Genomic DNA, 22425 nt, shown 5'->3' on the forward strand with positions numbered 1-22425 from the left:
TCTCAAACAGGAGGTTCTGATGGATCCAATCGAACAGATGTTACGGGAACAACCTGAATTTCAAGGCATCGTGGTATGGGAACGAATCAAAAACCGGTATTCCCGTCATCCGAAATATGTCCTTCAGCAAAACGGACGAACATCGATTGTCCATGTCGCTCCACGGGAGACGTTTGAACGAAAACGGGCAGAGTTTACGTGGCTCCAACGGATGAAGCAGGAAGGTTTGCCTGTTCCGGAACCGTTTGCTGTCAAACAGTTGCCGTCGATCTGTTACGTTTGGTACGGTTTCCTGTCTGGGCAAACGGTGAAGAAGACCTTGCCGCTTCTTCAGGAAACGGCATATGGTATGGGACAGGAAGCAGGGCGGCTTTTGAGGCGTCTTCATCAGTATGCAGCACCGGCAGACGTCAATCCGTGGTATGGACGGTGTCTGGACAAACATCAACGGTATGTCCGACTGTATGAGCAGGGACCGATTCGACTAAAAGCGGACGAGGCAATCCTTTCCTTGATCAAAGAGCGCCGGCATCTGGTGAAAGGGCGGCCGAATCATTTTCAGCATGATGACTTTCATCTCGACAATCTGATTACGGACGGGTCTAATCTGACGGGGGTAATTGATTTTTCGAATTACGATTTTGGGGACCCATGGCACGACTTCGTCAAACTTGGGCTGTTCCAAGTCGCGGACAGCCGTCCGTTTGCTGTTGGTCAAATCGACGGTTATTTTGACGGTGACGTGCCGGACGTCTTTTGGGAAGTGTATGCCGTGTATCTTGCGATGGCGTTATTTTCGTCGCTTGTCTGGACCCAACGTCACGCCCCGGAGGAAATCGGACCGATGACAGCCCGTCTTGAATCGATCCTCGTGGAACATCATCATTTCGAACGAGCGCGGCCCGACTGGTACACTTCGTTTTAAGAGTGTTAGACAAAAAAATAAGACGGTTGTTTCCCACGCGATGCTCTGTGGTAAACGACCGTCTTATTTGTGTACCATCAACTGTCCCACATTTCCTCCAGGTGTTCGGCGTAAAATCGTAATGCCCGTCGATAGGTCCGAATGTCTGCATCGTGTGTCGTCTCGACAAGCGTCTTGACGAGGAGTCCGATCGACTCGGACGAACGGTCAAGATTGTACAGCGTCAAGGCTAAAAACGTTTGTAACGCCGGATGGTCCGGGAAGTGAGTCAGTCCTTCCGTCAAGGTCGTATAGGCCTCTTCATAACGCCCGAGTGCCCGGTAAGTACTACCAAGACCGACGTATGCCTGTTGCAAGTCAGGGGCCGATAAGCCGGCCTCAATCGCCTGGACGTAGTAGGGGACGGCAGCCGCTTCTTCGCCGAGGCTATCGTGACACCAAGCCATCTGATAATTCACGAACGGATCGTCAGGTGTCTGATCGAGATACGAAGTAACCAGTTTTTTAGCATCGGCGTAGTGGTTGGTCTGCCGCAATAGCCGGACCTGTTCCCAGTCATGGGGACGGGTTTGTGTCGTGGTCCGCTCCTGTCGCAGACTGACGAAGATCCGTTGGTCGATCCACGTCTCGTGTTGCGCTAAAAACTGGTGGCGGATCCCTTCCTCCTGCATGCCGAGACGCTCAGCGAGTGCAAGCGACGGCTGATGGCTCGGGTCGATGTGCAGCTCGATCCGGTGAAAATGGAGGTGATCGAACGCCAGTGTATGTACCGCAGTCAAGGCTTCCGCCCCGTATTCGTCGAGCGATGGTGCAGGGAACGCATAACCGATCCGGGCCCATTGAAAATCGTTTCGTGCGAGTGTCGACAGGATGATCCTTCCGAGCGGTAGCCCCTCTTCCGTACGAAAAACGCCGAAGTGGTATTCGCGATCGTCTGCTGCCCCTTGTTGGTGTAAAGCGACGACCGTCTTAAAATCGGATTCAGTAAAGCCGGCCGGGACAAGAGAAGCGGCAAGACAGTCCGGGTAATCCGATGAATCAAGCGGACGAATCGTCAACCGATCCGTTTGTGTTTCGAGGGAAAACGTCATCTTCAAGTCACTCCTTCATCTGAAGTCAGAGCAAAAACCCTTCAACCGAACCGGCTGAAGGGACAGGCCTTAATTTTGTTGTTCGAGTTTTGTCAGTAACGTCCGGAACGTATCAAGCTCGGCATCCGAAAAATCAGCGAAGACGTCCGAGAGGTATTCCATCTTCATCGCTTCCAGTTTGCCATACAATTCGATGCCGTCTTCGGTTGCCCGCAGTTCGACGACACGACGGTCCAGTTCACTGCGCTCCCGTGAAATCAGTCCTTTTTTCGTCAATTCATCCGCAAGTGCCGTAATCATACTGGCTGAAAACTGGAATTCATTCGACAAAGCCGACGCGATTTGCGGGCTGCTTGTGCAAAGCGACTTCAAGATAAAGAATTCATTTCGTGTCAAGTACGTCGTAAACATGCTCCGGACATCTTTTTTGATGGCGCGGTAGTTCATCCGCAACCCTTTTTCTGTATCGACGATCAACTGATCGCGATTTGCTACTTCTAATGTAGTTGCCATAGTTTCACTCTTTCTGTACCGTAGTTTCTTCACCCGAGATTTAGTATAGTGAAAAATTTTAGTTTAATCAATATTTTTCTCTTGAATCATCTCTTCCGTCAACGGTTGGACTTGTTTGATGATCTCCCCGACATTTCGCAGCTCGGGATAAAACCGCCGGAAGAAGTAATCAATCCGGTGGGGGTCGTTGCCGGCGATTGTCACGGCCATACAGATGTAGGCGATGCCGATTCCTTGGCGTGGCAGGAACGGATTTGGCATGACCTGGGCACACTTCAAGGCGAGCGGGCTGTGGACGGACACGGCCTCGATCAGTTCGCCGTAATTGCGAATGTCGACGTAGTGGAACATCCGGATCAATTCGTTGATCAGTTGTTGATCGGAATCGAGCATCATTTGCGAGGTGACCAGCTGTTTATCTAACGCATTGATGACGGAGGAGTGATCAATGAAATAGTTTAAGTTGTCCGATGTGATCCGGACTTGATGGGGGTCGGATAAAATCTGTTGGACCGTCTCGTCCTCAAATTGTTTTAATTGTTTTTTGATGTTGACGAACTCCTGATCGGCGATTTCAAGCAGACCGGCGACGCGGCTGAAACTGCGCCGGACTTCGGCCGGGACGCTGTTCGGGTTTTTATAACCTAAGTCATGTTCGATCTCCGCCCAGGCATGCTGTAAAATCGACCGGATCTGGATTTCCGCCGTATGTTCCTTGAAGTGGCCGTATTCGCTGAGCGCTAACCGTTGTTCGCTTAAGGCGGCGACGAAGTGGACGGACAGGTAACCGAATTCGGTCGTATCGAGTAATGTCGATTTGTCGACCGACTGATCGCGGTCGATCGAGAACTCATTTTCAATGATTCGGGCCGCTTCCCGGACATCATCATGAAAATAGGTGACGATCCGGATGCCGGTCAGATCGTGGACGTCGCGGAGCGATTGGTATTTATTCGGTTGTCGCAGAACTTTTTGGTACAGGCTCTCCGATTCCTTTGTCCGGGCGACGATCGAATGGTATTTGATGCCGGCTGCGTCGAGCAGTTCCGATAATAATACTTTTAATTTATCGGCAAAGGCATCATAGTCTTCCTTTTCATTCACGTATTCGAGCATCATCGTATTTAAGTCTTGGGATTGCACGGATTTCACCTTCCTCGTCATATCTTCTTCTAGCTGTATTGTAACTCTATTTCTTATCTTTTCCCTAAACCATTGTATACCAACGTTTTTCGGTTTGTACTCATCCTTTTTTATCTGGACCTGCACATAATCTGCACATTTCGTCTGAAAATCAGGCGTTTTTGTCCGAATAGAGATCGTCGAGGATGACCCGTGCCCGGTCCTTAATCTCATCCGTGACATGGAGATAATATTTGACCGTCGTCGTGAGACTCCCATGCCCGAGCAAGTTCTGGATGCCGGTGAGCGGGAGTCCTTGCTGGATCAGGAGCGTCGCGTACGTGTGGCGGAGCGTGTGCAATGTGATCGAAGGCAATCCTGCTTGGGCCGCTTTTTCGTGGAATGGTCTCATCACGCGGCAATCATAAATATAACAGCCATCTTCACGCGTGACGACCAGGTCCTGTACGTTCTCGGCACCATGCTCGTGCAACCATGCCCGTTGTTCGAAGCGCCACCGCTCGAGCATCTTACGCAAATGCTGGCTCATCGGGATAACACGACCGCGCCCGGACTTGAGAGTCGTCCAGTTCTTGCGTCCTGCCGTCATCGATTGTGCCGCTTGTCGTTCGATGTGGATCAGTCCGTTCTTAAAATCGACGTGCTCCCAGCCGAGGGACCGGATCTCGTTGCTCCGCATGCCGGTATGGGCTACAATGATATACATCTTAGCAGTGGGATCGTCCTTGTGAATGGCCTCGAACCGTTGGATGTGTTCGACGGTCCACAAGGTCTTTTCCCGTTCCACCTGCTCGCGTCTCATCTGGATGCGGGCTTCTTTGTCGAGGATGTACCTGTTTTCGTACGCATAGGTGAACATGGAATTGATATGACGCGATAAGGAATTGCGGCTACTTGTCTTGAGTCCGCGTTCTCGTCCCGTGCGGTCTGCCCATGCGGTCAGTTCCCGTCGCGTCAGCGTGTCAAACACTCGTTTCCCGAACGTCTTGTTAAAAATATCGAGCGCGTAGTGCCGATGATAGATTGTGCGCTCCTTGAGAATGCCCACCTGCGCCTGTAGATATTCGTCCGCTACTTCCTGCACCGTCTTGCCTGTCTTTTTGCCGAGCGCTCCGTCCTCGTTCTTGCGGATCATGTCGGTCGCCCAGCGCTTCAGTTCCCGTTGCGTGTCCTTCGTCTTGCTTGGCTGATGCCGGTTGCCGTCCCGGTCGGTCAGGGACAGGCGGGTCCAATACTTGCCGTTGTCGAGTTTCTTGATCGTGTAATGCATGATGTTCCTCCTCTTGCGTACATACGTTCTAATTTCATTTGTAAGAAAAGGCACCTGAGTGCCTATAGTTTACTATGGTTACGAACCTTCTGTTGGACTTGTTTTAAAGAATTCCGTGAATCCGGGCAAGTCCGTTTGGGTGGCAGCCTTGATTCGTTCGAAGTGTCCTTTTGCCAGTGCTAGCGTTCCTTCTGGATCTTGGCGGAATTTACCGGGATAGACTTCGAGCAAAGCATCCAGTTCGTTCAACTCTTTGATGATGATCAAGTGCGCTTCTCGTGTTTGCCGGAAACCTTCTTGCGTATAGTCCGGCGCTTCGAAGTGAACGCTCGACGTGATTTCAGTCGAGAGGTTGGCATCATATTCGAACAGGTCCTTTAATTCATCGCGTGAGACATATTCAGCCCGACCGATTCCGTCTTCCGTTTCATACGGGGTGAACCGCTGTTGGAGTTCATCCGCCGCGGCGTAGATGGCATTCATGTTTTCTCCGATGCGAACCACACTTTCAATTGCTTCCGGATATTTTTCGACGTCGCTCAATTCTGGTTCAATTGCTTCGGGCTCTTCGGCGATGACCTCTGCGTCCGGCTCGTCATTCACGACAGGTTCCGGATCAGCGACGGTCTCTTCTTTCGTGGCCACCTTCTTTTCTGTTACGGTTTCCTGTTTGGGTGGACTCACTTTGACCTGCGGCTCCTCACGATTGGCCCAAACATAGCCGCCTACACTTAACATCAATATCGCAAAGATGCTGACGATCCACATGATTCTTCGCTTCGGTTGCTTTCGCGACACACGACTTCGTCCTTCCATGATATATCCTCCTTGTATTCACTTGTTTATTCCGATACGCTCCAGTTCTGTTATACATATCCATACTCATTCTATACCAGTTAAGTTCCCGTTGGTGTGCTGTTTTAAGCGAATGGAAGAAAACTATTCGACAAGGTCGGACGTATTTTGTCGAACGATTCTTACCAAAGGTTAGAAAATAATGTAATGGGTCTATTGTATTATTCTGCAAAATTACTTACTATGAGTAAAGAATCATAAGAATACCTGTTCGTATATTTTGGCGAACAACGAAGGGGATTGGGTGTATGAGGTTAGTCGCAGTTCGTAAGATGGGCATAAATGATAACGATAGCTTGAACGAATTGTTAAAGCGGAATGGACCCATTGCGGTCTGCTTCACAGATGAGGACGGGGACAAAGTTGGATTTCAGTTTGACTTGGATGCGCTGAAAAATAACGACATTGCTAAAACGTTTACTTTAAAAACAAAATGACATAACAAAAGACGCCGATTACTGGGCGTCTTTCTTTTTTAACTTCTCCATTTCGTGTGATTGAATCACTAACTTTGTATAATCAATGATTCGATCAAAGTCACTTTTACTTAGTCCTTCAATTTCTTCTGTAGAAAGACCGAGGATCTTTAATATCTTGTTATCTACCATTTGCTGCATCTTGTATTCGTTTAATGAAAGATGGGGTTCGTCTGTTTTTCCATATAGGTAATCATATGAGGTCTCATAAAAATCGACAATCTTTTCTAGTTCTTCTGGTTTAGGCTTCGAAATATCATTTTCCCAGTTACTATACCGCGACGCACTGATCATCAACTTCTCACTAGCGAATTTTGCAGACATTCCAGTCGATTCGCGAAGCCTTCTAATGCGACTTCCCATTGTGTTCATCTCTATTCCCTCGTCCCTAATTAATAGTTTTTCTTCCATATATGCCATCCTCTCTGATGATAAAGGATGCGACGTAAACCCGCACCTCTATAATACATAAATATTGTATATTCTCCAAATACAATAAAAAAATACAAGAAAGTTGTTAATAAGTTGTTGACATACAAGAAGTTTGTATTTATAGTTAGGGTAACAAGTTAATAGGAGGTGAAACAAGTGGCAGTCGAAGAGCAGGGGCGGCCGCATTTGATCAATGCCCGTAAGTCAAAAGGGATCAGTCAGGTGTACATCGCTCGTAAATTAGGTTACACGAGTTCGAATCAGTACAGCTCGATGGAAAGAAATCGAAACGTAACTATCAAGGTTGGTCAAGCACTTGCAATCGCAAGAATGCTTGGTCTCACTGTTGAAGAACTTTTTTTTGACGAAGAAATACAAGTTTCTTGAATTATAAACAATAAATTTGTATTTAGCGAGGTGAAATCATGCAACAAGTGGTCATGCTGTCCTTTACCCCGGAACAGCTCATGACACTCATCGACGAGCGGATCGCCGAAGCACTGGCGAACCAAACGGCGAAAGGGTGGCTGACGGAAAAGGAAGCGCAAACGTACACGGGATTCTCCCAGTTCGTTCTATATAACGCACGGATGGATGGCGAACTCAAAGCGTCCAAGTGCAACCGCAGTATCCGCTATCATCGCGACGATCTCGATGCGTGGTTGATCAGCAAACAAAAATAAGGAGGCAGTAAACGTGAATAAACGACAAAAAAAGAAACTCGCTCATGTTTTGCTTTGGCGGAAATTAAAGTTGCTCGGTGGAGAAAAACAAGATACGTACGTCCGAGTCTTGAGTTCGGAACCAGTTGGTTCTGGAGCGTTGTACAAAGGTGATTATGCAAGGGTTCGTGAGGACCTTGAAGATGATGAGGTTTTTGTTTGGTTGCAAAACAAAAAACAAAGAGCAGAACAGGTGCTGCATGCTTCTTGGGGCATTGATAACGGTGGGTTTGGACAACCTTACACGACTCATGAATTCGAAATTGTTTGGAAGGATGGGAAGCCAGTATGAATCAACTCACAAAGGTATTTGAAGGAAATGAAGTCCGCGTCGTCGGTACACCAGAACAACCACTGTTCGTTTTAGCAGATGTATGTAAGGTACTCGACTTAACAACTCCAGCTCGAGTGAAAGAACGACTTTCGGATGGGGTGAGTTCAACTCATACCATCACAGATTCACTTAATCGTATTCAACAAGTCACGGTCATCAACGAAGACGGCCTGTACGACGTCATCCTCGACAGCCGCAAGCCACAAGCGAAACGGTTCCGCAAATGGGTGACGGGTGAAGTCCTTCCCTCGATCCGCAAAGACGGCGGCTACATGATCGCCCGTCACGACGAGTCACCGGAAGAAATCATGGCCCGCGGCTTACTGATTGCTCAGACGACGATTGAACGACTCCGGCATGAGAAGGAAGCAGCGACCGCCAAACTCGAAGAACAACGTCCGCAAGTCCTGTTCGCTGAAGCAGTCTCAACAAGCCAGACGAGCATCCTGGTCGGTCAACTCGCGAAACTAATCAGTCAGAACGGTGTCGCCATCGGACAGAATCGCTTGTTCGCTTGGATGCGGGAGAACGGCTACCTCGGTAAGAAGGGTGCCCACTACAATGAGCCGACGCAATACTCGGTCGAACGTGGATGGTTCGAAGTACTGGAACGCACGAACAATAACCCGGACGGCACGGTACGGATCACACGGACGACGAAAGTCACTGGCAAAGGTCAAATCTACTTCATGAGCAAACTGCTCGACGAGGTGAGCTGATGGTTAGTGCCTTCTGGTTCTTTTACAGCCTATTCCTACTATTCGGCTTCATCGTATTCGCCGGCACCTGCTACATCGAGCGTAACGACGGTGACCCATGGTTCTAAAAATCGGCCTGGTCATCTTCATCACCGTACTGTTGCTCAATCTCGACGAACTGGAACGGATTTACGGCAAATAAAAAACACCCATACCGGAGGCAGGGTGCTCTCATAACTCGACACTATGAGTATACCACGCTCCGCACAAGGAGGAAACGATATGGTCACGACACACAAGATCGACCGCACACTCCCGGCAATCGTCCAGACGACGCCTGAAATCATGGCACTGGTCAGCAAGGGTCCGGTCAAGATCGACACCATCCACTCGGCGCTCACAGCGTCTTATCAACATCTCGCTAATGCGGCCTACCAACTCGACGCGAATCACCCGGTGCACGTCTTCCTGAAGCAGGTGCACAACGAACTGTACGCGATTGAAAACGCACTCGACGAGCAGAACAACCTGTTCATCCACGCAGAGGAATCGATTGATCCAAAGGTGGTGGCGTTATGACACTCCAGACCCTCGCAGAACGGGCAACGGAAGTCGCGGAGGCGCAACCGAAACTGGTCACCCTGATTGAAACACTCACCGCGGAACACGCCGGCCTCGGCTTGACGGACGAGCAACACGCGGTCTTGCAAGGACTCACCAATGAAGCGATAGAGATTCTCCTGGATCTCGGACGCTAAGGAGGCAAATGACGATGGATTTGAAACGATACGAAAAAATTGATGGCAGAACAGCACTGGTCAGATTGATTGAAGGCGAGATTATTTTCAATGGAGAAGGCGCTTCGTTGTTCCGGGAAGGTGATGCAGTTAAGTGTAAAGATTCTTGCGAAACTTACGAGTCTACTATTCCGGTTAGAACATTCTTATCAAAAACAAATAACTGGTTCGTCAAAAAGCCGTTCGACGTCCGCGCTGAGATGCTGGCACGACCGAACGAATGGGTCGGGGCTTACAAGTCGAATTCAGGTACGTGGTATCTTGTTGGATTTGATTTAAACGAAATGACTGCTGTTGAAAAATTAACATTTAATACAGCCCAAAAAGTTGTTTGGGACGGTCGAAATGTCACAGCGGTATCTCACGCTAGCCAACTCGACCGTTGCGTCCCAATCGAAGACATTCCGAAGGAGGAACGGACATGAGTGAACCCGTAACCCGCTCCCTTGTCAAGAAGTTGGCAGAGGTCATGAGCGAAGTAAAACGTGTACCAAAGAACGGCTTCAACAAGTTCCACAAATATCAGTACGCGACAGAAAGTGATGTATCGGATCTCGTACGTGGAGAACTGGCGAAGCGGAGCGTGATGCTGTTCCCGTCAGTCATTTCCCACGAAAGTCGCGAACACAAGAATCGTTCCGGCTCGACGGAATATATCAGCACGATTGAAATGGAATTCACGTTCGTTGATGGAGAATCCGGCGAGACGATGGCATTCAAGAGCGTCGGAGAAGGGCAGGATGCAGGAGATAAGGCGTACTACAAAGCGATGACAGGGGCTACCAAATACGCGTTGATGAAGGTCTTCCTGATCTCGACTGGTGACGATCCGGAAGCGGACAGTAAGGTCGATGAACGGAACTCGAAAGCGACTCCACCGAAGATGGCAACGAAAACCGAACTGGATTCACTTATCAAACTAGCGGACACCTTCGCTGCCTTACGATCCGTCGGCCGTGAAAAAGTATTATCCATAGTCAAATGGGACGGCGAGCAGGTGATTGAACAAGCGCGAGCTGTTGAGATCAAGGAGGCGCTTGTGAAATGGATTGATGGAGCGAAGAAGGAAGCGGCTGAGGCGAACAAGGAGGAATCGGCATGAAGATGATGGACGAATACGAAACGCTTGAAGAATGTTCCCGCTTCCAACAGATGATTCCCTTCGGTGGTGACCGTGACGTCTTCGGACAGCTCGTCTGTGACGTCTGCTTGGAAGAAGAACGCGAGAACGCTTTACAGCATCAAGACTACGAAAAGAGCGTCCTTTAAGGGGCGCTCGGGAGGAGATAAACATGAAAGACGTTAACCTCAAAAACGCTTCGGTCACACTCTTGCTCGAGATTGACGGCGAGGTCTTCTTCACAGCCATGAGTCGCGATCGACTTGAAGCGGTACAAGTACTCGTCAAATCATCAACTGAAATCATCGTACCGACTCATAAATCACAAGCGGAACTAAACGAGTTCCTAAACTACAAAGGCTAAGGAGGCAACACACATGAACAGCACAGCACTCACCGGCATCAACCAACGCGTCGAGGCCAAGACGACGAACGCAGGCAAGACTTGGGTCACTGGCACGATCCGTGTCCGCAACAAAATGAAGAACAACGAAGGTAAGTACGACAGCAGCTTCTTTGACTATAAGGTCCTCGGTGCTCGCGCTGAAACGTTCGCGAAGTATCACGGCACGGAAGGTGGCCCGCTCAACATCACCGGCGATCTTGTCCAAGAGAAGTGGGAATCGAACGGCGACAAACGCTCGAAGGTGGTCATCATGGTGCAAGACTTCGACCTCCCGCCATTCGACGACAGCAAGCCAGCGGCGAGTCAGAACAAACCGGCATCATCAAGCAGCTTCGGTTCTGATCCGTTCGCAGGCGGCGGCAATTCATTTGGTGCCATCGACGAAGATAGCTTGCCTTTCTAAGGAGTGACTGACATGAACGAAATCAAGTGGATCAAACTCTCGGTCGACATGTTCGACGATGAAAAAATCAAGTTACTGGAGAAAATGCCCGATGGCGATACCTTAATCGTCATCTGGTGCAAGCTCCTCACGATGGCTGGTAAAGGCAATCACAAGGGTTACATCATGTTGACGGAAAGTTTCCCGTACACGGAAGACATGCTGATCACGTTGATTGACCGACCGGCTGCCACAGTACGAATGGCAATGGAATTGTTCCAACGATTCGGCATGGTCGAGTTCGACGAAACCTCAAGTGCCTTCATGCTCCCGAACTGGACCAAATATCAGAACATCGAAGGCATGGAAAAACAGCGGGAATTGACGCGAAAACGGGTCGCACGACATCGAGAAAAACAACTGGAAGCACCGAAACCCGTTGATACGCCTGAACTTCCACCGAGTAACGTTACTGGTAACGCTGATGTAACGTTACGTAACGGTGCTAGAGAGAAGAAAGAAGAAAGAAGAAAGAAGAAAGAAGAAGTAAAAGATATACCCGTTGCTCAACAAGTTGACCAGTCTTTATTCGAATCCCTTTGGAAACTCTATCCGAAGAAAATCGATAAAAAAAAGGCAGTCGCTGCATATACGAAAGCCATCAAAAAAGGAACGACGCACGACGTCATCGCAACTGGTCTTTCCAACTATCTCCGATACCTCGACTTGCAAAAGTCATGGCTTAAACCGCAGGACGGCGGCAGATGGTTCGAAAAAGAACGGTGGATGGATGAATACGATCTGACGGCACCACGACAGTCAAACGGTTCAGCACCGGACCACAGCGAATACGACCCCACATTCGGGAAGGAACTTCCCTTCTAGGAGGCGACACCATGCAATCGATCACACGCATCACCCAAGCGGACCTCACGCAAGAGATCCTCGCCCAGCGCACCTGTCAGGGATGCGGGCAGGACATCGAGGTCGTGCGGCAACAATATGCCTTCGGGCCGAAAGCCGGCGAATACTTCGAAGCCGTCAAGGGATGCAAATGCGAGGACCTGGCCATCGCAAGGCGAGCCGTTGAGAACGAGGAACGCATGATCCGGCGCAAGCTCGAGGATACGTTTTCTTCCGGCTCGACGATCAACGACAAACTGCTGCACGCGACGTTCGAGGGATATGACGCGACGACACCGGAACTGGCGGAAGCGAAAGCACGATTCAAGCAATTCGCAAGCGACTTAAAAGGCACATTACTGGTGCCTGGAAGCTACGGGACCGGCAAGAGTCATCTGAGTATGGCGACGGTCAACGCGGTCAAGGAGAAGGGCGAGAGCGCGGTCTTCATCTCGCTTCCACGCCTCTTGACGAAAATCAAAGGGACGTTCGGCAACGAAGGGTCGCAAGACGACATCATCACGAGTTTAGCCGACGTCACGCTTCTCGTCCTCGACGACATCGGGGCGGAGCAAGTCAAGTACACGGATGGCAGCAAGACGACGATCGACACGGACACGTTTAGCAACGACGTCCTGTTCCAAGTCCTCGATGCCCGGATGGGGAAACCGACCATCTACACGACGAACCTGACCGGCAAGGACCTGCGGGCACGGATCGGACAACGGAACTGGTCCCGGATGCTCGACGATGCCGACATCGTGAAGATGTACGGGGACGACTACCGACTGGCAAAATTCAACTTTTAAGGGGGAGAGAGAATGCGAGAGGTCAAGTTCCGCGCATGGGATAGCGCAGAAAAACGGTTTTGGTACTTCACATTGCAAGACATTTTGAAGTGGCGTTTGAGTTATCGGGGATCGTGGGACGAAAAAATCGAGCGCGGATACAAGGAACAATTCACCGGAGTTCACGACATACACGGTGTTGAAATTTACGATGGTGACATCGTGAAAATTTGGGAAGAAGACGAACTCGTTCCGAATCGTGATTCAGGTGGAGGAGTCGTTGATTTCAACAAGTACGAAGGGTTTTCTCAACTGGGGACGATTTCTTATCACGAGTCCTCTTGCGTGTACGAAACGAAAAAGCATTTGGTTGGCACAAAGTTTGATTCGTACGTCCCTTTAGATTACTTCGTCAATCGTGAAGTGGTCGGAAACATTCACCAACATCTGCATCTTCTCGAACAGGAGGACCCGTCATGACACGCGAGCTGATCCTCAAACGCTACGAACGCGGCATGACCGTCGAACAGATTGCGGCTGCTGACAATCTAACACTGGATAGTGTGCAAGCCATCGTCGATGCCAGCAATGTCACACCCATCAAGCGCGACGTTAACCACCGGAAAAGCGTGCTGATCACGGACGACGAGATTATGCGTCGCCTCCGTGATGGCGAGACCCGGCATGTCATTGAGAAAGATTTCGACCTGACACCCGGCACGTTATCGGGTCGCGTCAAACGGATCAAGCAGGACATGAAAAACAACAAGCCGCCCGTCAAGCGAGGACGCAGACCCCGTGTAACAGACGAGATGCTTGTCCAGATGGTAAGAGAGGGCAAGACCCGGCAGGAATTACGCACCGAACTCAAGACGACGTACGTCGCACTGGATAAACGTCTTGATGCACTCGGACTCAAAGAGGTATTCGAAACCTCTCAAGAAGTCGCCGTCACGACGGAAAGCGACGGATTCGCGGACAACTACACGATCGCCCACATGACGAAGGAGGAAGAACAGATGACAGAAGCCATCGCAGAAGTGAAACAGGAAGAGCGCAACGAACCGAATGACAAGTGGGTCCATTTCGTCGCCAATCAGATTGAGCATGCCAAGGTCAAGACGAAGTTCGACGTGGTCCAAGAGGGCAAGAAGTTCATCGAGCGCACGGAAGTCCGGTTCGTGATCGAGGAGGAGCTGGCATGAAAACAACTGATGAACTGATGAAAGACGTTTGGAACCATATGGCACATCTAAAAACTGCTCGTGAAGCTATGGAAAGTGGGATTGCAGATGTATTGCCACCGTTGACAGAAAATGAGTTGTTTTTATTGAAAATGGTTGAATTCTTGGAAATGGAATTAGAGAACCAAAGACGATTGAACGAGATTAACAATATGGGCTGGCAATTGGTCGAGAAACACCGCGAGCAAGCCGCCAAAGGGTGGAAACCATGAACCCATCGCCACGGGAACTGAAACGCCGTCGTCGCACGGCACTGACGCTCTACATGGACAAACGCCCACTCGCCTACATCGCCAAAGCACTCGGTATGACGGAGGCAGGCGTGTACGAACTGCTTGAACAAGCCGGCGCGAAGAACATCCAGTACGAGGGAGCCGGCACGCCTGACCCATTACTGGAGGCACCCGCGATGCCAAAAAAGTTGAAGACGTACGAGGAGCTGCTCATCGAGAATTTGCAACTGCGCAACGAGAACTCGCGGCTACGTCGATGCGTCGAAAGCCCAGCCCTCGCTCGAAGCTGACGCCACCGATCGGCACACGGGTCAGCAAACGAGCCAGAGGGGAGACGCGACGGGACAAGGTTATCGCCTCGTACAACGGCTCCGGTTGGAAGCTACTCGCGATCTACGAACAAGACTTACCCTACACGACGATGTACTCGCTCATATTCGAATACCAAGGAGGTTCGGGTCTATGAAGATGACAAAGGTCAAGCAGTTCAAGCAGTTGATGGATTACCTCAATCAATACGGCGGACGGATCGTGCTCCAGCGGGGCGACCTGCAACTGTCCCTCGCAAGCAAGCTCGACGTCTACAACATGCGCAAGGGGACACACCGGCAGCTCACGCACCGGGACGCGCTCAATTACTACCGGCTCGACGGATGGACGCCGGTCATCAGCACGATGGAGACGCGAAAGACGCCGACACGGCGCTACGTGGGGTCGCCATGAAGCGGACGCACCTATTGAGAGGCAAGACCTTATATCGGGCAGAACGACGCAAGGATGGCACATTAGAACGCATCTGGCAATACGGTAACTTTTACGCTTACGAATACGAGGCACTACGAAAGGTTGGGTGGCAGGAGTGGCGCGGATATCACAAACAGCAGGTAAGCAGTTCGAGCAAATGATCGAGCAGGCGAATCATGTGTACAAGCTGCAAGGTAAGGCGCTCGTGTTCAAGAGTGAGCCGAGTGTAAAGACGATTCGCGGGCAGGCAGGCAAGATCGTCAAGACCATCTACGCCGAAGCCAACGGACTGGACTACTTCGGGACACTCGCCGGTGGCAAAGGTATTTTCTTCGAAGCCAAGCAGACGAAAGGCAAGAGTTTTCCGCTCAAGAACATCAAGCCGCACCAAGTGGAGACGATGCGCACGCTCGACAAGCTCCAAACGACCACCTTCCTGCTCGTTCGATTCAGCGATGTAGGCAAGATGTACCTGCTCCCGCCGGACGCCTTCCTGCAAGCGTGGGACGGGTGGACGATGTACAGCAACCGGGCGAGCATCCCGCTTTCGACGTTCGAAGCACAAGGGATGGAGATCGCGGCGACGAACGGGTGCGCGGTGGACTGGTTGGACGCGGTTCAAAAAAATTAAGGAGGGTTAAAGATGGCGGCATCTCGATATCATAGTGAACTTGTCAGAATGAGTTTAGAACAGCGCGATTTGGAAAAACGCTTGAGAACGGCATGGATTGAATATGATACGACAGTCGATAACATGCGCTTTGTTAATGATAGCCGATGGAAATACCTCGAAAGAATTGCACTGAAACATGGAGTAACGGCGTCAAGTGTTTTGAAATGGTACGAATATCAACCAAGCGGAGACATTAGAGATTAAGAATTTCGGATTTTTAATCCGCCCCATCACCCCGTCAATCAGCTAGATAACTAGAAAGGAGTAGCGGCGTGACACGTACACGGAAACACTATGAACCGATGATCCCGGTCCCTGCCTACGAGACACTCCATGACCAACGCATCCTGCAAGGGATGACGGTCGAGCAGATCGCACAGCGGCATTATGTATCGACGACAACGGTCAACCAGTGGCTCGATCAGCATGGCATCAAGCTCAATGCGTCGAAAGTCCCGCAATGGGCAGAGATTCAAGCGATTCAGAAACGGCAGGCGGCAGGCGAGGTACTGAATACCATCCTCCTCGACTATCGTTTCTCTCGCTTCACCTATGACAAGTACCGCAAACAGTTTGAAAAAGCGTTGCAACTAAACCACACATAGAAGGAGTTTTGATCCATGACGTACCAAGAACCGCAACCCCTGATCGTATCGTTCGCCACCCTCCAAGACATCTGTGCCAAGCAAGTCGTCCTTGACCGCCACATCTGCGAAGACAAGGGCATCACGCCACATGAGTTTAAGTACGAATTGCACACGAAACGCGAAATCTCCCTCCTCGTCGAAGCCGGCGAGATGATCAACGAGACGAAGACGTTCAAATACTGGTCGAACAAGCGCATGGATCCGGAGAAGGTGCTCGAAGAAGCGATCGATTGGCTCCACTTTTACTGCTCGCTGCTGATGACGGACTTCAAGGCAAGCCAACACTATCACCAGTACGACCTCGCCGTGTACGACCGCCAGTCCTACGAACGCAACGATGAGACGCTCGACGGACTGTACTTGAAGATGTTCCAGGGGCAACGCAAACACAACATGCTCGCGGCGTGGTCACTGATCTTGGAGCGACTGGGCTACACGGAGACGGACATCATCGGGATGTACGAGCGGAAAAACGCTGAAAACTATCGTCGAATTTTGGAGGCCTACTGATGCAGGGGCGGCTATTCGAGACACGACTGGACAAAGGGCAACGTAAGGCAGCGGGCAAACATTTGAAGGAGTATTTCACGCTCCCGAGCCGCATCGCAAGCAAGACGGCGATGGCGGAGATGGCCGCGACGAAGATGACGCCGGGATACGTGCCGAGTGAGGTACAGACGCACCAGGCGCCGAGCAGTAAGGTCGAGCGGTACGCGATCGCGAAGAGTGAGATCGAAATCCTCGAGATGCGGCTGAACATCCTGCACCGGATCTACGTCGAACTGATCGATGACCAGCAACGCGAGCTGTGGGACCTGCTGTACGATCCGAAGTATTACCGCACGGACGAGCTGGTCATGTCGATGATGAAGATCCATAGTACGAACACCTACTACGGCATCAAGCATAAGTTACTTGGCATCATTCACGACCATTTCGGAGACGGGTACTGAGGGGCATTCGCTCCTCGGGATAAACGGGGAGGCAACTCCCCACTGGAGGGATACGATGCAGGACGGACAGTACGCCGCGACCTATACGCGGGATCAGGAACGGATTTTCGGTAAGTTGGACGTCGCAGGGGATGCACTTTACTTCAGCTCATGGGGCAAGCACCGCAAGAACAGCGAATACCCGCAACGAGGGCATATCATCAGCCGCTCACGCGTCTGGGTGATGGCAAAGGATGTCGAGGTACACGGTGAGTGGGATGACGCACAGGAAGCACGTTTTGCGGCAATCAAGAGGAACATGGAACGGGAGGTCGCGCAGGGGGATTTCCAGGAGAAGCTATTTTAGGAGGGGTATCGTTGATTAAAATACTCGAACTGTTCGGCGGTATCGGAGCGCCGCGTAAAGCATTGATCAATCTTGGCATCGATCACAAGTCGATTGATTACGTCGAGATTCAGGAAAACCGGGTGAGGGCGTACAATGCCCTCTACGATCACCGGCATAAACCGCAATCGGTCATTGGTTGGGACTTGCGGCCGGATGTCTTGGTCCACGGGAGTCCCTGCCAAGATAACTCACGCGCCCAGTTCAGTAGCCGGATTGATGCGTCACTCAAACAACGGGGAGCAGGCAAGGACAGCGGGACACGCAGCTCGTTGATGCACGAAACGATTAAGATTATCCGTAACATGGGCGAATGGAAACCGAAAACGGTCATTTGGGAGAACGTCGTCGGGGTCCTTGATAAGCGGACCATCCCAGCATTTAATGAATATTTGCGAGACATGACGGAATTTGGGTACACGAACACCTTTGATGTCATCGATGCCCGGGATTACGGCGTCCCACAAGCGAGAGAACGGGTTTTCTGCGTCTCGACGCTCGGAGAAGCCTTCCAGTTCCACCAGATGACGAAGCGCCCGATGCAACCCATCTCGCAGTATTTGGAGCAGGACGTCACGGATTCACAGTACATGATCACGATTCCATCGATGCTCAACAAGATCGAGGAGTTCAACCCGGTACAACGAGGGGATGCCTACAAACGCCGACTGGGTGTCATTGACGAGTTCTGTTGGACCATCACCGAACGGCAAGACCGTTGTCCGAACGCAGGCATCATTCGTCTCGACGATCAACCGGCGTACCGCTACCTGACCGAACGAGAAGTCTGGCGCTTGATGGGATTCGATGACGCGGACTTTGATTTAATGCTGCACCAGTTTCCGATGAAGCCGGGCAAACGAAACGCCACGCTGTATGCACTCGCAGGGAATAGCATCGTCGTGCCAGTCCTTGAAGCCATCTTCGAAGTCCTGCTGCTGAATCAGACGAGTAGTGCGCCTGTTTTGCAGGAATGCTTATTTTAGGAGGGAGACCATGACGAAATACGAGGTACCACCGAAAAAGGAACTGTATGAGCATTACATCGATGCTAATATGACGATTACGTGGCTTGCTGGTCATTATCACGTCAGCGAACGCGTCGTCAAACGTTGGTTGAAGCTACACGGATTGAAGAAGCTGGGTAGAACGGACCTCGTCACCCGTGCCATGTACACCCTGCTGTCGCATGGGTTCTCGGGAAGGGACGTCGCCGTCCTGTTCGACACGACGCATACGGCGGTGTTTAAGGCGAAAAGCGTGTATGAGAAGCAACTGAGGGAGGGAACGGAATGAACATCGAAGTCGGCAAACAATATCGGTACATCTCGCATAAAGGATTGCGTCCGCATCCAAACGAACGCATCGAGGACGGCACGATCGTCACGGTTACGGTCATCATGCCGGGTGGTGTCATGCTCGAAGGGTACGAGTATCCGCACAAGGCGGAGCGTTTGCAGGAGCTGATGCAAGAGTTACCAGTTTATTCTCCCACTAGCACCGACACTCCTGATAAGATAAAGTTAGCGTTTGCAAAACAAGTCGATGCTGCCCTTGCGGCAGGAATCATGATAGAGGAGCTGAGTGAATGGATGAACGAACGAGATTTGACGTCGAGATAGGAAAAAAGTATCAGGTAATATGTCAGTCTATATACACCGCAACGGGACAACTGCTTGAAACAGGAGTTTTTTTCGAAGTCATAAGTGTTTCTACGACTGACTACGTCAAAGTAAAGTTTTTAAAAGATGGTAGAGAAAAAATCACACTTTTTCACATCAGCAAAATGAATGACGACTCCGTTTTCCAAACAGATGAATCAGTAGGGTTGAACACGAAAATCAGACGTCCGTTACTGGAGCATGTGGCAATGGCAGGAGAAAAAGAAACGTTTAGTAGTGAGTCACCTACTTGGCGTTTACATTGTTTCACGAATGCGAAAGATGATATCAACTTTATCGAGCGTGAATTGGACGTGCTTTATACTTGGAGTGAACAGCACGAATTACACACGGATCACTACGGTGAAAAGGCATACGACCAAAGCGTCCAGCAAGCGCTCATCGAACGGTATCAGAATTTACGAAAATAAGCAGGCGTCCTTCGGGGCGTCTTTTTAGGTGAAGGAAAAATGAAGGAATTGGAGAGTAATGGCACGCTTTTTCAAGGTATGCTTGTACTGTACAAATCCACACGTCCCTCCTTTCATGTGGGCAGGTACACCAACGGATAAGCGACGAGTCATCCATCCCTTGCATGATTCACCGTTTATCCCTTGCCAACAGCGCATGACGCAGCCACACACATAGCAAAGACTTCCGAGTCGTCTTAGTCGGGCGGAGTGGTCGTGCGTTGTTTGCAGGATATGATACAGATAGTCGTAGGGCATTGAGGTGGGAGAATAGCGTCAAAATGAAAGATAAGCTATTGCAATGCGACTTTATAGAGAATAACACTTCGCATATCTTGTTACACGGTGGCGGAATAGGTAGACGAACGCAGAAATGCGGAGTGCGGCGTTATCACTCTGAACATGAGCCTTTCCGGGAGGCTTAATAAACTGGTGCCTGAAATCATGTTCATGCAAGGTGCAAATCCTTGCCCGTGTAACAGATATGACAAGCATCCTTCGGGGTGCTTTTTTTCGTGTCTTGCAACCAGTGGGTACCGCCCGTTGTTTGGAGTACACGAAAGGAGCAAGGCACATGTCCAAACTGAAACTGCATGACCGCGTGAAGACGACGTACAAGAATTCGCCGAACCGTAGTGGTGTGATCACCACGTTGTTGCCAGAAACAGCGACCATTCGAGTAAGGGATTGCGATGGGAAGTACAAAAGCGAGATTCACATGTTGTACCGGTTGGCGTTGGACAGGGGCGAGCCTCCTGGAGTGGCACATACTTAAGAGATAACCAAGGCGCCCTAACCGGCGTCTTTTTTTATGCCTTGCAACGAGCCGATGGGGATAGCCCTAGTCGGTTGGCTGGAGAGCATAAGAGAGAGGGGGTGGTGCAGATGGCGAATCCAAAGTATGAAGAATGGAAAACAGAAGAAGGTCTGAAACAGATAGAAGACTGGGCAGAAAAAGGACTGACGAACGAACAAATCGCCAAGAATATGGGGATTGCGGCAAGTACGTTATATAACTGGCTAAATGATCATGTGGAGATTTTGGAGTCCATAAAGATGGGCAAGGCGGTCGCAGATGCGATTGTCCAGAACGCGTTGTTTAACAGTGCGATTGGCTTCCATTACGACGAGGAAAGCCTGACCAACGATGGACATGTGGTGGAACTGAAGAAATACGCGAAGCCAAACACCACTGCCCAAATCTTTTGGCTGAAGAATCGGAAGAGTGAATGGAACGACAAGCAAGAGATGGACGTTAACGTACGGACGGTGATTGTGGATGACATTACCGACGAGGATTAACACCAACGTCCGCTCGATGAAAGAGATTGTCGGCGGTGGTTACGGCAAGGCATGGAACTACCGGGGACGTTATCTCGCCATCAAAGGTGGTCGTGGTAGCAAGAAATCGAAGACGATGGCACTCCGGTGGATGAAGATGCTGAAACAGTACGAAAGCGCCAATCTTCTCGTCATCCGGCAAGTGTTCAAGGACTTACGGGACAGCGCCTTTGCCGATTTGGAATGGGCAGCACATCAACTCGACGTCCATAACGAATGGCATTTCAAGGTATCGCCGCTCGAGATCGTCAACGTCATCACCGGGCAGAAGATCCTGTTCCGCGGTCTTGATAAACCGATGAGTGTCACGTCCATCACCGTCACCAAGGGTCAACTGTGTTGGTGTTGGATGGAGGAAGCCTATCAGATTCACTCAGAGGACGCCTTCGACAAGATTGACATGTCGATTCGGGGACGCACCGACGTCTTCAAGCAGATTGTCGTCACTTTGAACCCGTGGAATGACAAGCATTGGATCAAGCGGCGCTTTTTTGACGTGGAGGACGAGGATATCCTTGCCATGACGACGACGTACCAATGCAATGAGTTCCTGGACGAGGCGGATTTAAAGCTGTTCCGCTGGATGAAGGAGAACCGACCGCGGCGCTACCGTATCGAGGGTGAAGGACACTGGGGCATCTCGGAAGGTGTCATCTTCGATAACTGGCGAGTGGAAGAGTTCAATCATCAGGACATCGCCAAGATCCCGGACATCAAATCGGCATTCGGTATCGACTTTGGGTACACGGCTGACCCGACGGCATTTATTTCGGCACTCGTCGATATGAAAGCCAAGCGTCTCTATATCTTTGATGAGCATTCGGAACAAGGGATGCTGACGAGTGAGATTGCCGACATGGTCAAGCGGAAGGGCTACGCCAAGGAGATGATTGTCGCGGATGGACAGGAGAAACGATTGATTGAAGAACTCAGGCGGTCGGGTATCTCCCGTATCGTCGCCGCTCGCAAGCTACCGCACAGCATCATCGCCGGTATTCAGTTCTTGCAGGACTTTGAAATCATCGTCCATCCGACATGCCATGAGGTACAAGTCGAGTTCGAGAACTATGTCTGGAAGAAAGACAAGGTGAGCGACAAACAAATCAACGAGCCTATCGACGAGTACAATCACTTGATCGATGCGCTCCGTTATGCCGTTGAGTATCTCCACGTTAAGCCGAAAAAGCGGCGTGAGAATAGAAGATTACTGTTTTAGGAG

Annotated in this window: 38 protein-coding genes; 32 read left to right on the plus strand and 6 right to left on the minus strand. The window is 50.5% G+C overall.

What is annotated here, in order from left to right; all coding sequences use genetic code 11:
• The first annotated feature begins 19 nt into the window (after positions 1-19).
• On the plus strand, positions 20-925 hold the full coding sequence (locus P404_RS0111055; RefSeq protein WP_026830793.1) for an aminoglycoside phosphotransferase family protein: 906 nt from the start codon (positions 20-22) through the stop codon (positions 923-925).
• Between the two features lie 77 nt (positions 926-1002).
• Here P404_RS0111055 and P404_RS18055 read toward each other — a convergent pair whose 3' ends face one another.
• The 5 genes from P404_RS18055 to P404_RS0111080 all read right to left on the minus strand — a co-directional run bounded on the left by P404_RS18055 (position 1003) and on the right by P404_RS0111080 (position 5758).
• Positions 1003-2016 (minus strand): tetratricopeptide repeat protein, encoded by a 1014-nt coding sequence (locus tag P404_RS18055; protein ID WP_051590502.1) that lies wholly within the window; start codon positions 2014-2016, stop codon positions 1003-1005.
• Between the two features lie 69 nt (positions 2017-2085).
• Positions 2086-2529 (minus strand): MarR family winged helix-turn-helix transcriptional regulator, encoded by a 444-nt coding sequence (locus P404_RS0111065; RefSeq protein WP_014970479.1) that lies wholly within the window; start codon positions 2527-2529, stop codon positions 2086-2088.
• Positions 2530-2592: 63 nt separating this feature from the next.
• Positions 2593-3672 (minus strand): GTP pyrophosphokinase, encoded by a 1080-nt coding sequence (locus tag P404_RS0111070; RefSeq protein WP_236624388.1) that lies wholly within the window; start codon positions 3670-3672, stop codon positions 2593-2595.
• A gap of 151 nt (positions 3673-3823) precedes the next feature.
• The gene (locus P404_RS0111075; protein WP_026830796.1) at positions 3824-4942 is read right to left on the minus strand and encodes a tyrosine-type recombinase/integrase; all 1119 of its coding nucleotides are present in this window, start codon (positions 4940-4942) and stop codon (positions 3824-3826) included.
• Positions 4943-5020: 78 nt separating this feature from the next.
• On the minus strand, positions 5021-5758 hold the full coding sequence (locus P404_RS0111080; protein ID WP_026830797.1) for a hypothetical protein: 738 nt from the start codon (positions 5756-5758) through the stop codon (positions 5021-5023).
• A gap of 287 nt (positions 5759-6045) precedes the next feature.
• Here P404_RS0111080 and P404_RS0111085 point away from each other — a divergent pair, with 287 nt between their 5' ends.
• Positions 6046-6234, plus strand: a complete 189-nt coding sequence (locus P404_RS0111085; RefSeq protein ID WP_026830798.1) for a hypothetical protein — start codon at positions 6046-6048, stop codon at positions 6232-6234.
• 18 nt (positions 6235-6252) lie between these two features.
• On the opposite strand, the gene P404_RS18060 is transcribed toward P404_RS0111085, so the two are convergent.
• Entirely contained in the window at positions 6253-6684 is a 432-nt protein-coding gene (locus tag P404_RS18060) for a helix-turn-helix domain-containing protein (protein WP_051590503.1), read from the minus strand.
• A 177-nt stretch (positions 6685-6861) separates the two neighbouring features.
• Between P404_RS18060 and P404_RS0111095 the strand changes: the two genes are divergently transcribed.
• The 30 genes from P404_RS0111095 (at position 6862) to P404_RS17610 (ending at position 22422) form a co-directional block, all read left to right on the plus strand.
• Complete coding sequence (locus P404_RS0111095) at positions 6862-7092, plus strand: helix-turn-helix transcriptional regulator (RefSeq protein WP_026830799.1); 231 nt, start codon at positions 6862-6864, stop codon at positions 7090-7092.
• Positions 7093-7130: 38 nt separating this feature from the next.
• Positions 7131-7388: a helix-turn-helix domain-containing protein gene (locus P404_RS17575; RefSeq protein ID WP_034774437.1), complete on the plus strand. Its 258-nt coding sequence runs from the start codon at positions 7131-7133 to the stop codon at positions 7386-7388.
• Between the two features lie 13 nt (positions 7389-7401).
• Positions 7402-7719 (plus strand): hypothetical protein, encoded by a 318-nt coding sequence (locus P404_RS0111105; RefSeq protein WP_026830801.1) that lies wholly within the window; start codon positions 7402-7404, stop codon positions 7717-7719.
• The gene (locus tag P404_RS0111110; RefSeq protein ID WP_026830802.1) at positions 7716-8480 is read left to right on the plus strand and encodes a phage antirepressor KilAC domain-containing protein; all 765 of its coding nucleotides are present in this window, start codon (positions 7716-7718) and stop codon (positions 8478-8480) included. Before P404_RS0111105 ends, P404_RS0111110 begins: the two co-directional genes overlap by 4 nt.
• Positions 8481-8705: 225 nt before the next feature.
• Positions 8706-9038, plus strand: a complete 333-nt coding sequence (locus tag P404_RS0111125) for a hypothetical protein (protein ID WP_236624389.1) — start codon at positions 8706-8708, stop codon at positions 9036-9038.
• The gene (locus tag P404_RS0111130) at positions 9035-9217 is read left to right on the plus strand and encodes a hypothetical protein (RefSeq protein ID WP_026830804.1); all 183 of its coding nucleotides are present in this window, start codon (positions 9035-9037) and stop codon (positions 9215-9217) included. The genes P404_RS0111125 and P404_RS0111130 overlap by 4 nt, the downstream gene beginning before the upstream one ends.
• A gap of 14 nt (positions 9218-9231) precedes the next feature.
• Complete coding sequence (locus tag P404_RS0111135; RefSeq protein ID WP_026830805.1) at positions 9232-9681, plus strand: hypothetical protein; 450 nt, start codon at positions 9232-9234, stop codon at positions 9679-9681.
• On the plus strand, positions 9678-10358 hold the full coding sequence (locus tag P404_RS17580) for an ERF family protein (protein WP_051590504.1): 681 nt from the start codon (positions 9678-9680) through the stop codon (positions 10356-10358). Before P404_RS0111135 ends, P404_RS17580 begins: the two co-directional genes overlap by 4 nt.
• Entirely contained in the window at positions 10355-10525 is a 171-nt protein-coding gene (locus P404_RS18510; protein ID WP_160166521.1) for a hypothetical protein, read from the plus strand. Before P404_RS17580 ends, P404_RS18510 begins: the two co-directional genes overlap by 4 nt.
• 23 nt (positions 10526-10548) lie before the next feature.
• The gene (locus P404_RS0111150; protein WP_026830806.1) at positions 10549-10740 is read left to right on the plus strand and encodes a hypothetical protein; all 192 of its coding nucleotides are present in this window, start codon (positions 10549-10551) and stop codon (positions 10738-10740) included.
• Positions 10741-10753: 13 nt separating this feature from the next.
• Positions 10754-11185: a single-stranded DNA-binding protein gene (locus P404_RS17585; RefSeq protein WP_034774440.1), complete on the plus strand. Its 432-nt coding sequence runs from the start codon at positions 10754-10756 to the stop codon at positions 11183-11185.
• Positions 11186-11197: 12 nt separating this feature from the next.
• Complete coding sequence (locus tag P404_RS18065; protein WP_051590505.1) at positions 11198-12049, plus strand: phage replisome organizer N-terminal domain-containing protein; 852 nt, start codon at positions 11198-11200, stop codon at positions 12047-12049.
• Between the two features lie 104 nt (positions 12050-12153).
• Positions 12154-12876, plus strand: coding sequence for an ATP-binding protein (locus tag P404_RS0111165; RefSeq protein ID WP_160166522.1), 723 nt, complete (start codon positions 12154-12156; stop codon positions 12874-12876).
• A gap of 12 nt (positions 12877-12888) precedes the next feature.
• Positions 12889-13335, plus strand: coding sequence for a YopX family protein (locus tag P404_RS0111170; RefSeq protein ID WP_026830808.1), 447 nt, complete (start codon positions 12889-12891; stop codon positions 13333-13335).
• Positions 13332-14060, plus strand: a complete 729-nt coding sequence (locus P404_RS0111175; RefSeq protein ID WP_026830809.1) for a hypothetical protein — start codon at positions 13332-13334, stop codon at positions 14058-14060. Before P404_RS0111170 ends, P404_RS0111175 begins: the two co-directional genes overlap by 4 nt.
• On the plus strand, positions 14057-14311 hold the full coding sequence (locus P404_RS0111180) for a calponin homology domain-containing protein (protein WP_026830810.1): 255 nt from the start codon (positions 14057-14059) through the stop codon (positions 14309-14311). Before P404_RS0111175 ends, P404_RS0111180 begins: the two co-directional genes overlap by 4 nt.
• Entirely contained in the window at positions 14308-14622 is a 315-nt protein-coding gene (locus P404_RS0111185; RefSeq protein ID WP_026830811.1) for a hypothetical protein, read from the plus strand. Before P404_RS0111180 ends, P404_RS0111185 begins: the two co-directional genes overlap by 4 nt.
• 172 nt (positions 14623-14794) lie before the next feature.
• Positions 14795-15055 carry a hypothetical protein gene (locus P404_RS0111190; protein WP_026830812.1) on the plus strand — a complete coding sequence of 87 codons (261 nt, stop codon included), beginning with the start codon at positions 14795-14797 and terminating at the stop codon, positions 15053-15055.
• A gap of 136 nt (positions 15056-15191) precedes the next feature.
• The gene (locus tag P404_RS18070; protein ID WP_269077485.1) at positions 15192-15707 is read left to right on the plus strand and encodes a Holliday junction resolvase RecU; all 516 of its coding nucleotides are present in this window, start codon (positions 15192-15194) and stop codon (positions 15705-15707) included.
• A 12-nt stretch (positions 15708-15719) separates the two neighbouring features.
• Complete coding sequence (locus P404_RS0111205; protein ID WP_026830814.1) at positions 15720-15953, plus strand: hypothetical protein; 234 nt, start codon at positions 15720-15722, stop codon at positions 15951-15953.
• A gap of 68 nt (positions 15954-16021) precedes the next feature.
• Entirely contained in the window at positions 16022-16354 is a 333-nt protein-coding gene (locus P404_RS0111210) for a DEAD/DEAH box helicase family protein (RefSeq protein WP_026830815.1), read from the plus strand.
• Positions 16355-16369: 15 nt separating this feature from the next.
• Complete coding sequence (locus P404_RS18075; protein WP_051590507.1) at positions 16370-16906, plus strand: dUTP diphosphatase; 537 nt, start codon at positions 16370-16372, stop codon at positions 16904-16906.
• Positions 16906-17349: a hypothetical protein gene (locus tag P404_RS0111220; protein WP_026830816.1), complete on the plus strand. Its 444-nt coding sequence runs from the start codon at positions 16906-16908 to the stop codon at positions 17347-17349. Before P404_RS18075 ends, P404_RS0111220 begins: the two co-directional genes overlap by 1 nt.
• Positions 17350-17404: 55 nt before the next feature.
• A complete protein-coding gene (locus tag P404_RS0111225) occupies positions 17405-17695 on the plus strand; it encodes a hypothetical protein (protein WP_026830817.1) in 291 nt (96 codons plus the stop codon).
• 11 nt (positions 17696-17706) lie between these two features.
• Positions 17707-18720 carry a DNA cytosine methyltransferase gene (locus P404_RS17605; protein WP_034774443.1) on the plus strand — a complete coding sequence of 338 codons (1014 nt, stop codon included), beginning with the start codon at positions 17707-17709 and terminating at the stop codon, positions 18718-18720.
• Positions 18721-18730: 10 nt separating this feature from the next.
• Entirely contained in the window at positions 18731-19030 is a 300-nt protein-coding gene (locus tag P404_RS0111235; protein WP_026830818.1) for a hypothetical protein, read from the plus strand.
• Positions 19027-19356 carry a hypothetical protein gene (locus tag P404_RS0111240; protein ID WP_026830819.1) on the plus strand — a complete coding sequence of 110 codons (330 nt, stop codon included), beginning with the start codon at positions 19027-19029 and terminating at the stop codon, positions 19354-19356. The genes P404_RS0111235 and P404_RS0111240 overlap by 4 nt, the downstream gene beginning before the upstream one ends.
• A complete protein-coding gene (locus P404_RS0111245) occupies positions 19323-19826 on the plus strand; it encodes a hypothetical protein (protein ID WP_026830820.1) in 504 nt (167 codons plus the stop codon). The genes P404_RS0111240 and P404_RS0111245 overlap by 34 nt, the downstream gene beginning before the upstream one ends.
• A 924-nt stretch (positions 19827-20750) precedes the next feature.
• Positions 20751-21167, plus strand: coding sequence for a helix-turn-helix transcriptional regulator (locus P404_RS0111255; protein WP_026830822.1), 417 nt, complete (start codon positions 20751-20753; stop codon positions 21165-21167).
• A 16-nt stretch (positions 21168-21183) separates the two neighbouring features.
• Positions 21184-22422, plus strand: coding sequence for a PBSX family phage terminase large subunit (locus P404_RS17610; protein ID WP_236624390.1), 1239 nt, complete (start codon positions 21184-21186; stop codon positions 22420-22422).
• Positions 22423-22425: the final 3 nt, after the last annotated feature.

Source organism: Exiguobacterium antarcticum DSM 14480, from assembly GCF_000685865.1.
In the GTDB taxonomy this organism is placed as follows: domain Bacteria; phylum Bacillota; class Bacilli; order Exiguobacteriales; family Exiguobacteriaceae; genus Exiguobacterium_A; species Exiguobacterium_A antarcticum.

Bases quoted from the DNA above. Each gene is read 5' to 3' on its own strand.
- P404_RS0111055 (WP_026830793.1), top strand. From the start codon at position 20: ATGGATCCAATCGAACAGATGTTACGGGAACAACCTGAATTTCAAGGC.
- P404_RS18055 (WP_051590502.1), bottom strand. From the start codon at position 2,016: ATGACGTTTTCCCTCGAAACACAAACGGATCGGTTGACGATTCGTCCG.
- P404_RS0111065 (WP_014970479.1), bottom strand. From the start codon at position 2,529: ATGGCAACTACATTAGAAGTAGCAAATCGCGATCAGTTGATCGTCGAT.
- P404_RS0111075 (WP_026830796.1), bottom strand. From the start codon at position 4,942: ATGCATTACACGATCAAGAAACTCGACAACGGCAAGTATTGGACCCGC.
- P404_RS0111080 (WP_026830797.1), bottom strand. From the start codon at position 5,758: ATGGAAGGACGAAGTCGTGTGTCGCGAAAGCAACCGAAGCGAAGAATC.
- P404_RS0111085 (WP_026830798.1), top strand. From the start codon at position 6,046: ATGAGGTTAGTCGCAGTTCGTAAGATGGGCATAAATGATAACGATAGC.
- P404_RS18060 (WP_051590503.1), bottom strand. From the start codon at position 6,684: ATGGAAGAAAAACTATTAATTAGGGACGAGGGAATAGAGATGAACACA.
- P404_RS17575 (WP_034774437.1), top strand. From the start codon at position 7,131: ATGCAACAAGTGGTCATGCTGTCCTTTACCCCGGAACAGCTCATGACA.
- P404_RS0111110 (WP_026830802.1), top strand. From the start codon at position 7,716: ATGAATCAACTCACAAAGGTATTTGAAGGAAATGAAGTCCGCGTCGTC.
- P404_RS0111125 (WP_236624389.1), top strand. From the start codon at position 8,706: ATGAGTATACCACGCTCCGCACAAGGAGGAAACGATATGGTCACGACA.
- P404_RS0111130 (WP_026830804.1), top strand. From the start codon at position 9,035: ATGACACTCCAGACCCTCGCAGAACGGGCAACGGAAGTCGCGGAGGCG.
- P404_RS0111135 (WP_026830805.1), top strand. From the start codon at position 9,232: ATGGATTTGAAACGATACGAAAAAATTGATGGCAGAACAGCACTGGTC.
- P404_RS17580 (WP_051590504.1), top strand. From the start codon at position 9,678: ATGAGTGAACCCGTAACCCGCTCCCTTGTCAAGAAGTTGGCAGAGGTC.
- P404_RS18510 (WP_160166521.1), top strand. From the start codon at position 10,355: ATGAAGATGATGGACGAATACGAAACGCTTGAAGAATGTTCCCGCTTC.
- P404_RS0111150 (WP_026830806.1), top strand. From the start codon at position 10,549: ATGAAAGACGTTAACCTCAAAAACGCTTCGGTCACACTCTTGCTCGAG.
- P404_RS17585 (WP_034774440.1), top strand. From the start codon at position 10,754: ATGAACAGCACAGCACTCACCGGCATCAACCAACGCGTCGAGGCCAAG.
- P404_RS18065 (WP_051590505.1), top strand. From the start codon at position 11,198: ATGAACGAAATCAAGTGGATCAAACTCTCGGTCGACATGTTCGACGAT.
- P404_RS0111170 (WP_026830808.1), top strand. From the start codon at position 12,889: ATGCGAGAGGTCAAGTTCCGCGCATGGGATAGCGCAGAAAAACGGTTT.
- P404_RS0111175 (WP_026830809.1), top strand. From the start codon at position 13,332: ATGACACGCGAGCTGATCCTCAAACGCTACGAACGCGGCATGACCGTC.
- P404_RS0111180 (WP_026830810.1), top strand. From the start codon at position 14,057: ATGAAAACAACTGATGAACTGATGAAAGACGTTTGGAACCATATGGCA.
- P404_RS0111185 (WP_026830811.1), top strand. From the start codon at position 14,308: ATGAACCCATCGCCACGGGAACTGAAACGCCGTCGTCGCACGGCACTG.
- P404_RS0111190 (WP_026830812.1), top strand. From the start codon at position 14,795: ATGAAGATGACAAAGGTCAAGCAGTTCAAGCAGTTGATGGATTACCTC.
- P404_RS0111205 (WP_026830814.1), top strand. From the start codon at position 15,720: ATGGCGGCATCTCGATATCATAGTGAACTTGTCAGAATGAGTTTAGAA.
- P404_RS18075 (WP_051590507.1), top strand. From the start codon at position 16,370: ATGACGTACCAAGAACCGCAACCCCTGATCGTATCGTTCGCCACCCTC.
- P404_RS0111220 (WP_026830816.1), top strand. From the start codon at position 16,906: ATGCAGGGGCGGCTATTCGAGACACGACTGGACAAAGGGCAACGTAAG.
- P404_RS0111225 (WP_026830817.1), top strand. From the start codon at position 17,405: ATGCAGGACGGACAGTACGCCGCGACCTATACGCGGGATCAGGAACGG.
- P404_RS0111235 (WP_026830818.1), top strand. From the start codon at position 18,731: ATGACGAAATACGAGGTACCACCGAAAAAGGAACTGTATGAGCATTAC.
- P404_RS0111240 (WP_026830819.1), top strand. From the start codon at position 19,027: ATGAACATCGAAGTCGGCAAACAATATCGGTACATCTCGCATAAAGGA.
- P404_RS0111245 (WP_026830820.1), top strand. From the start codon at position 19,323: ATGGATGAACGAACGAGATTTGACGTCGAGATAGGAAAAAAGTATCAG.
- P404_RS0111255 (WP_026830822.1), top strand. From the start codon at position 20,751: ATGGCGAATCCAAAGTATGAAGAATGGAAAACAGAAGAAGGTCTGAAA.
- P404_RS17610 (WP_236624390.1), top strand. From the start codon at position 21,184: ATGAAAGAGATTGTCGGCGGTGGTTACGGCAAGGCATGGAACTACCGG.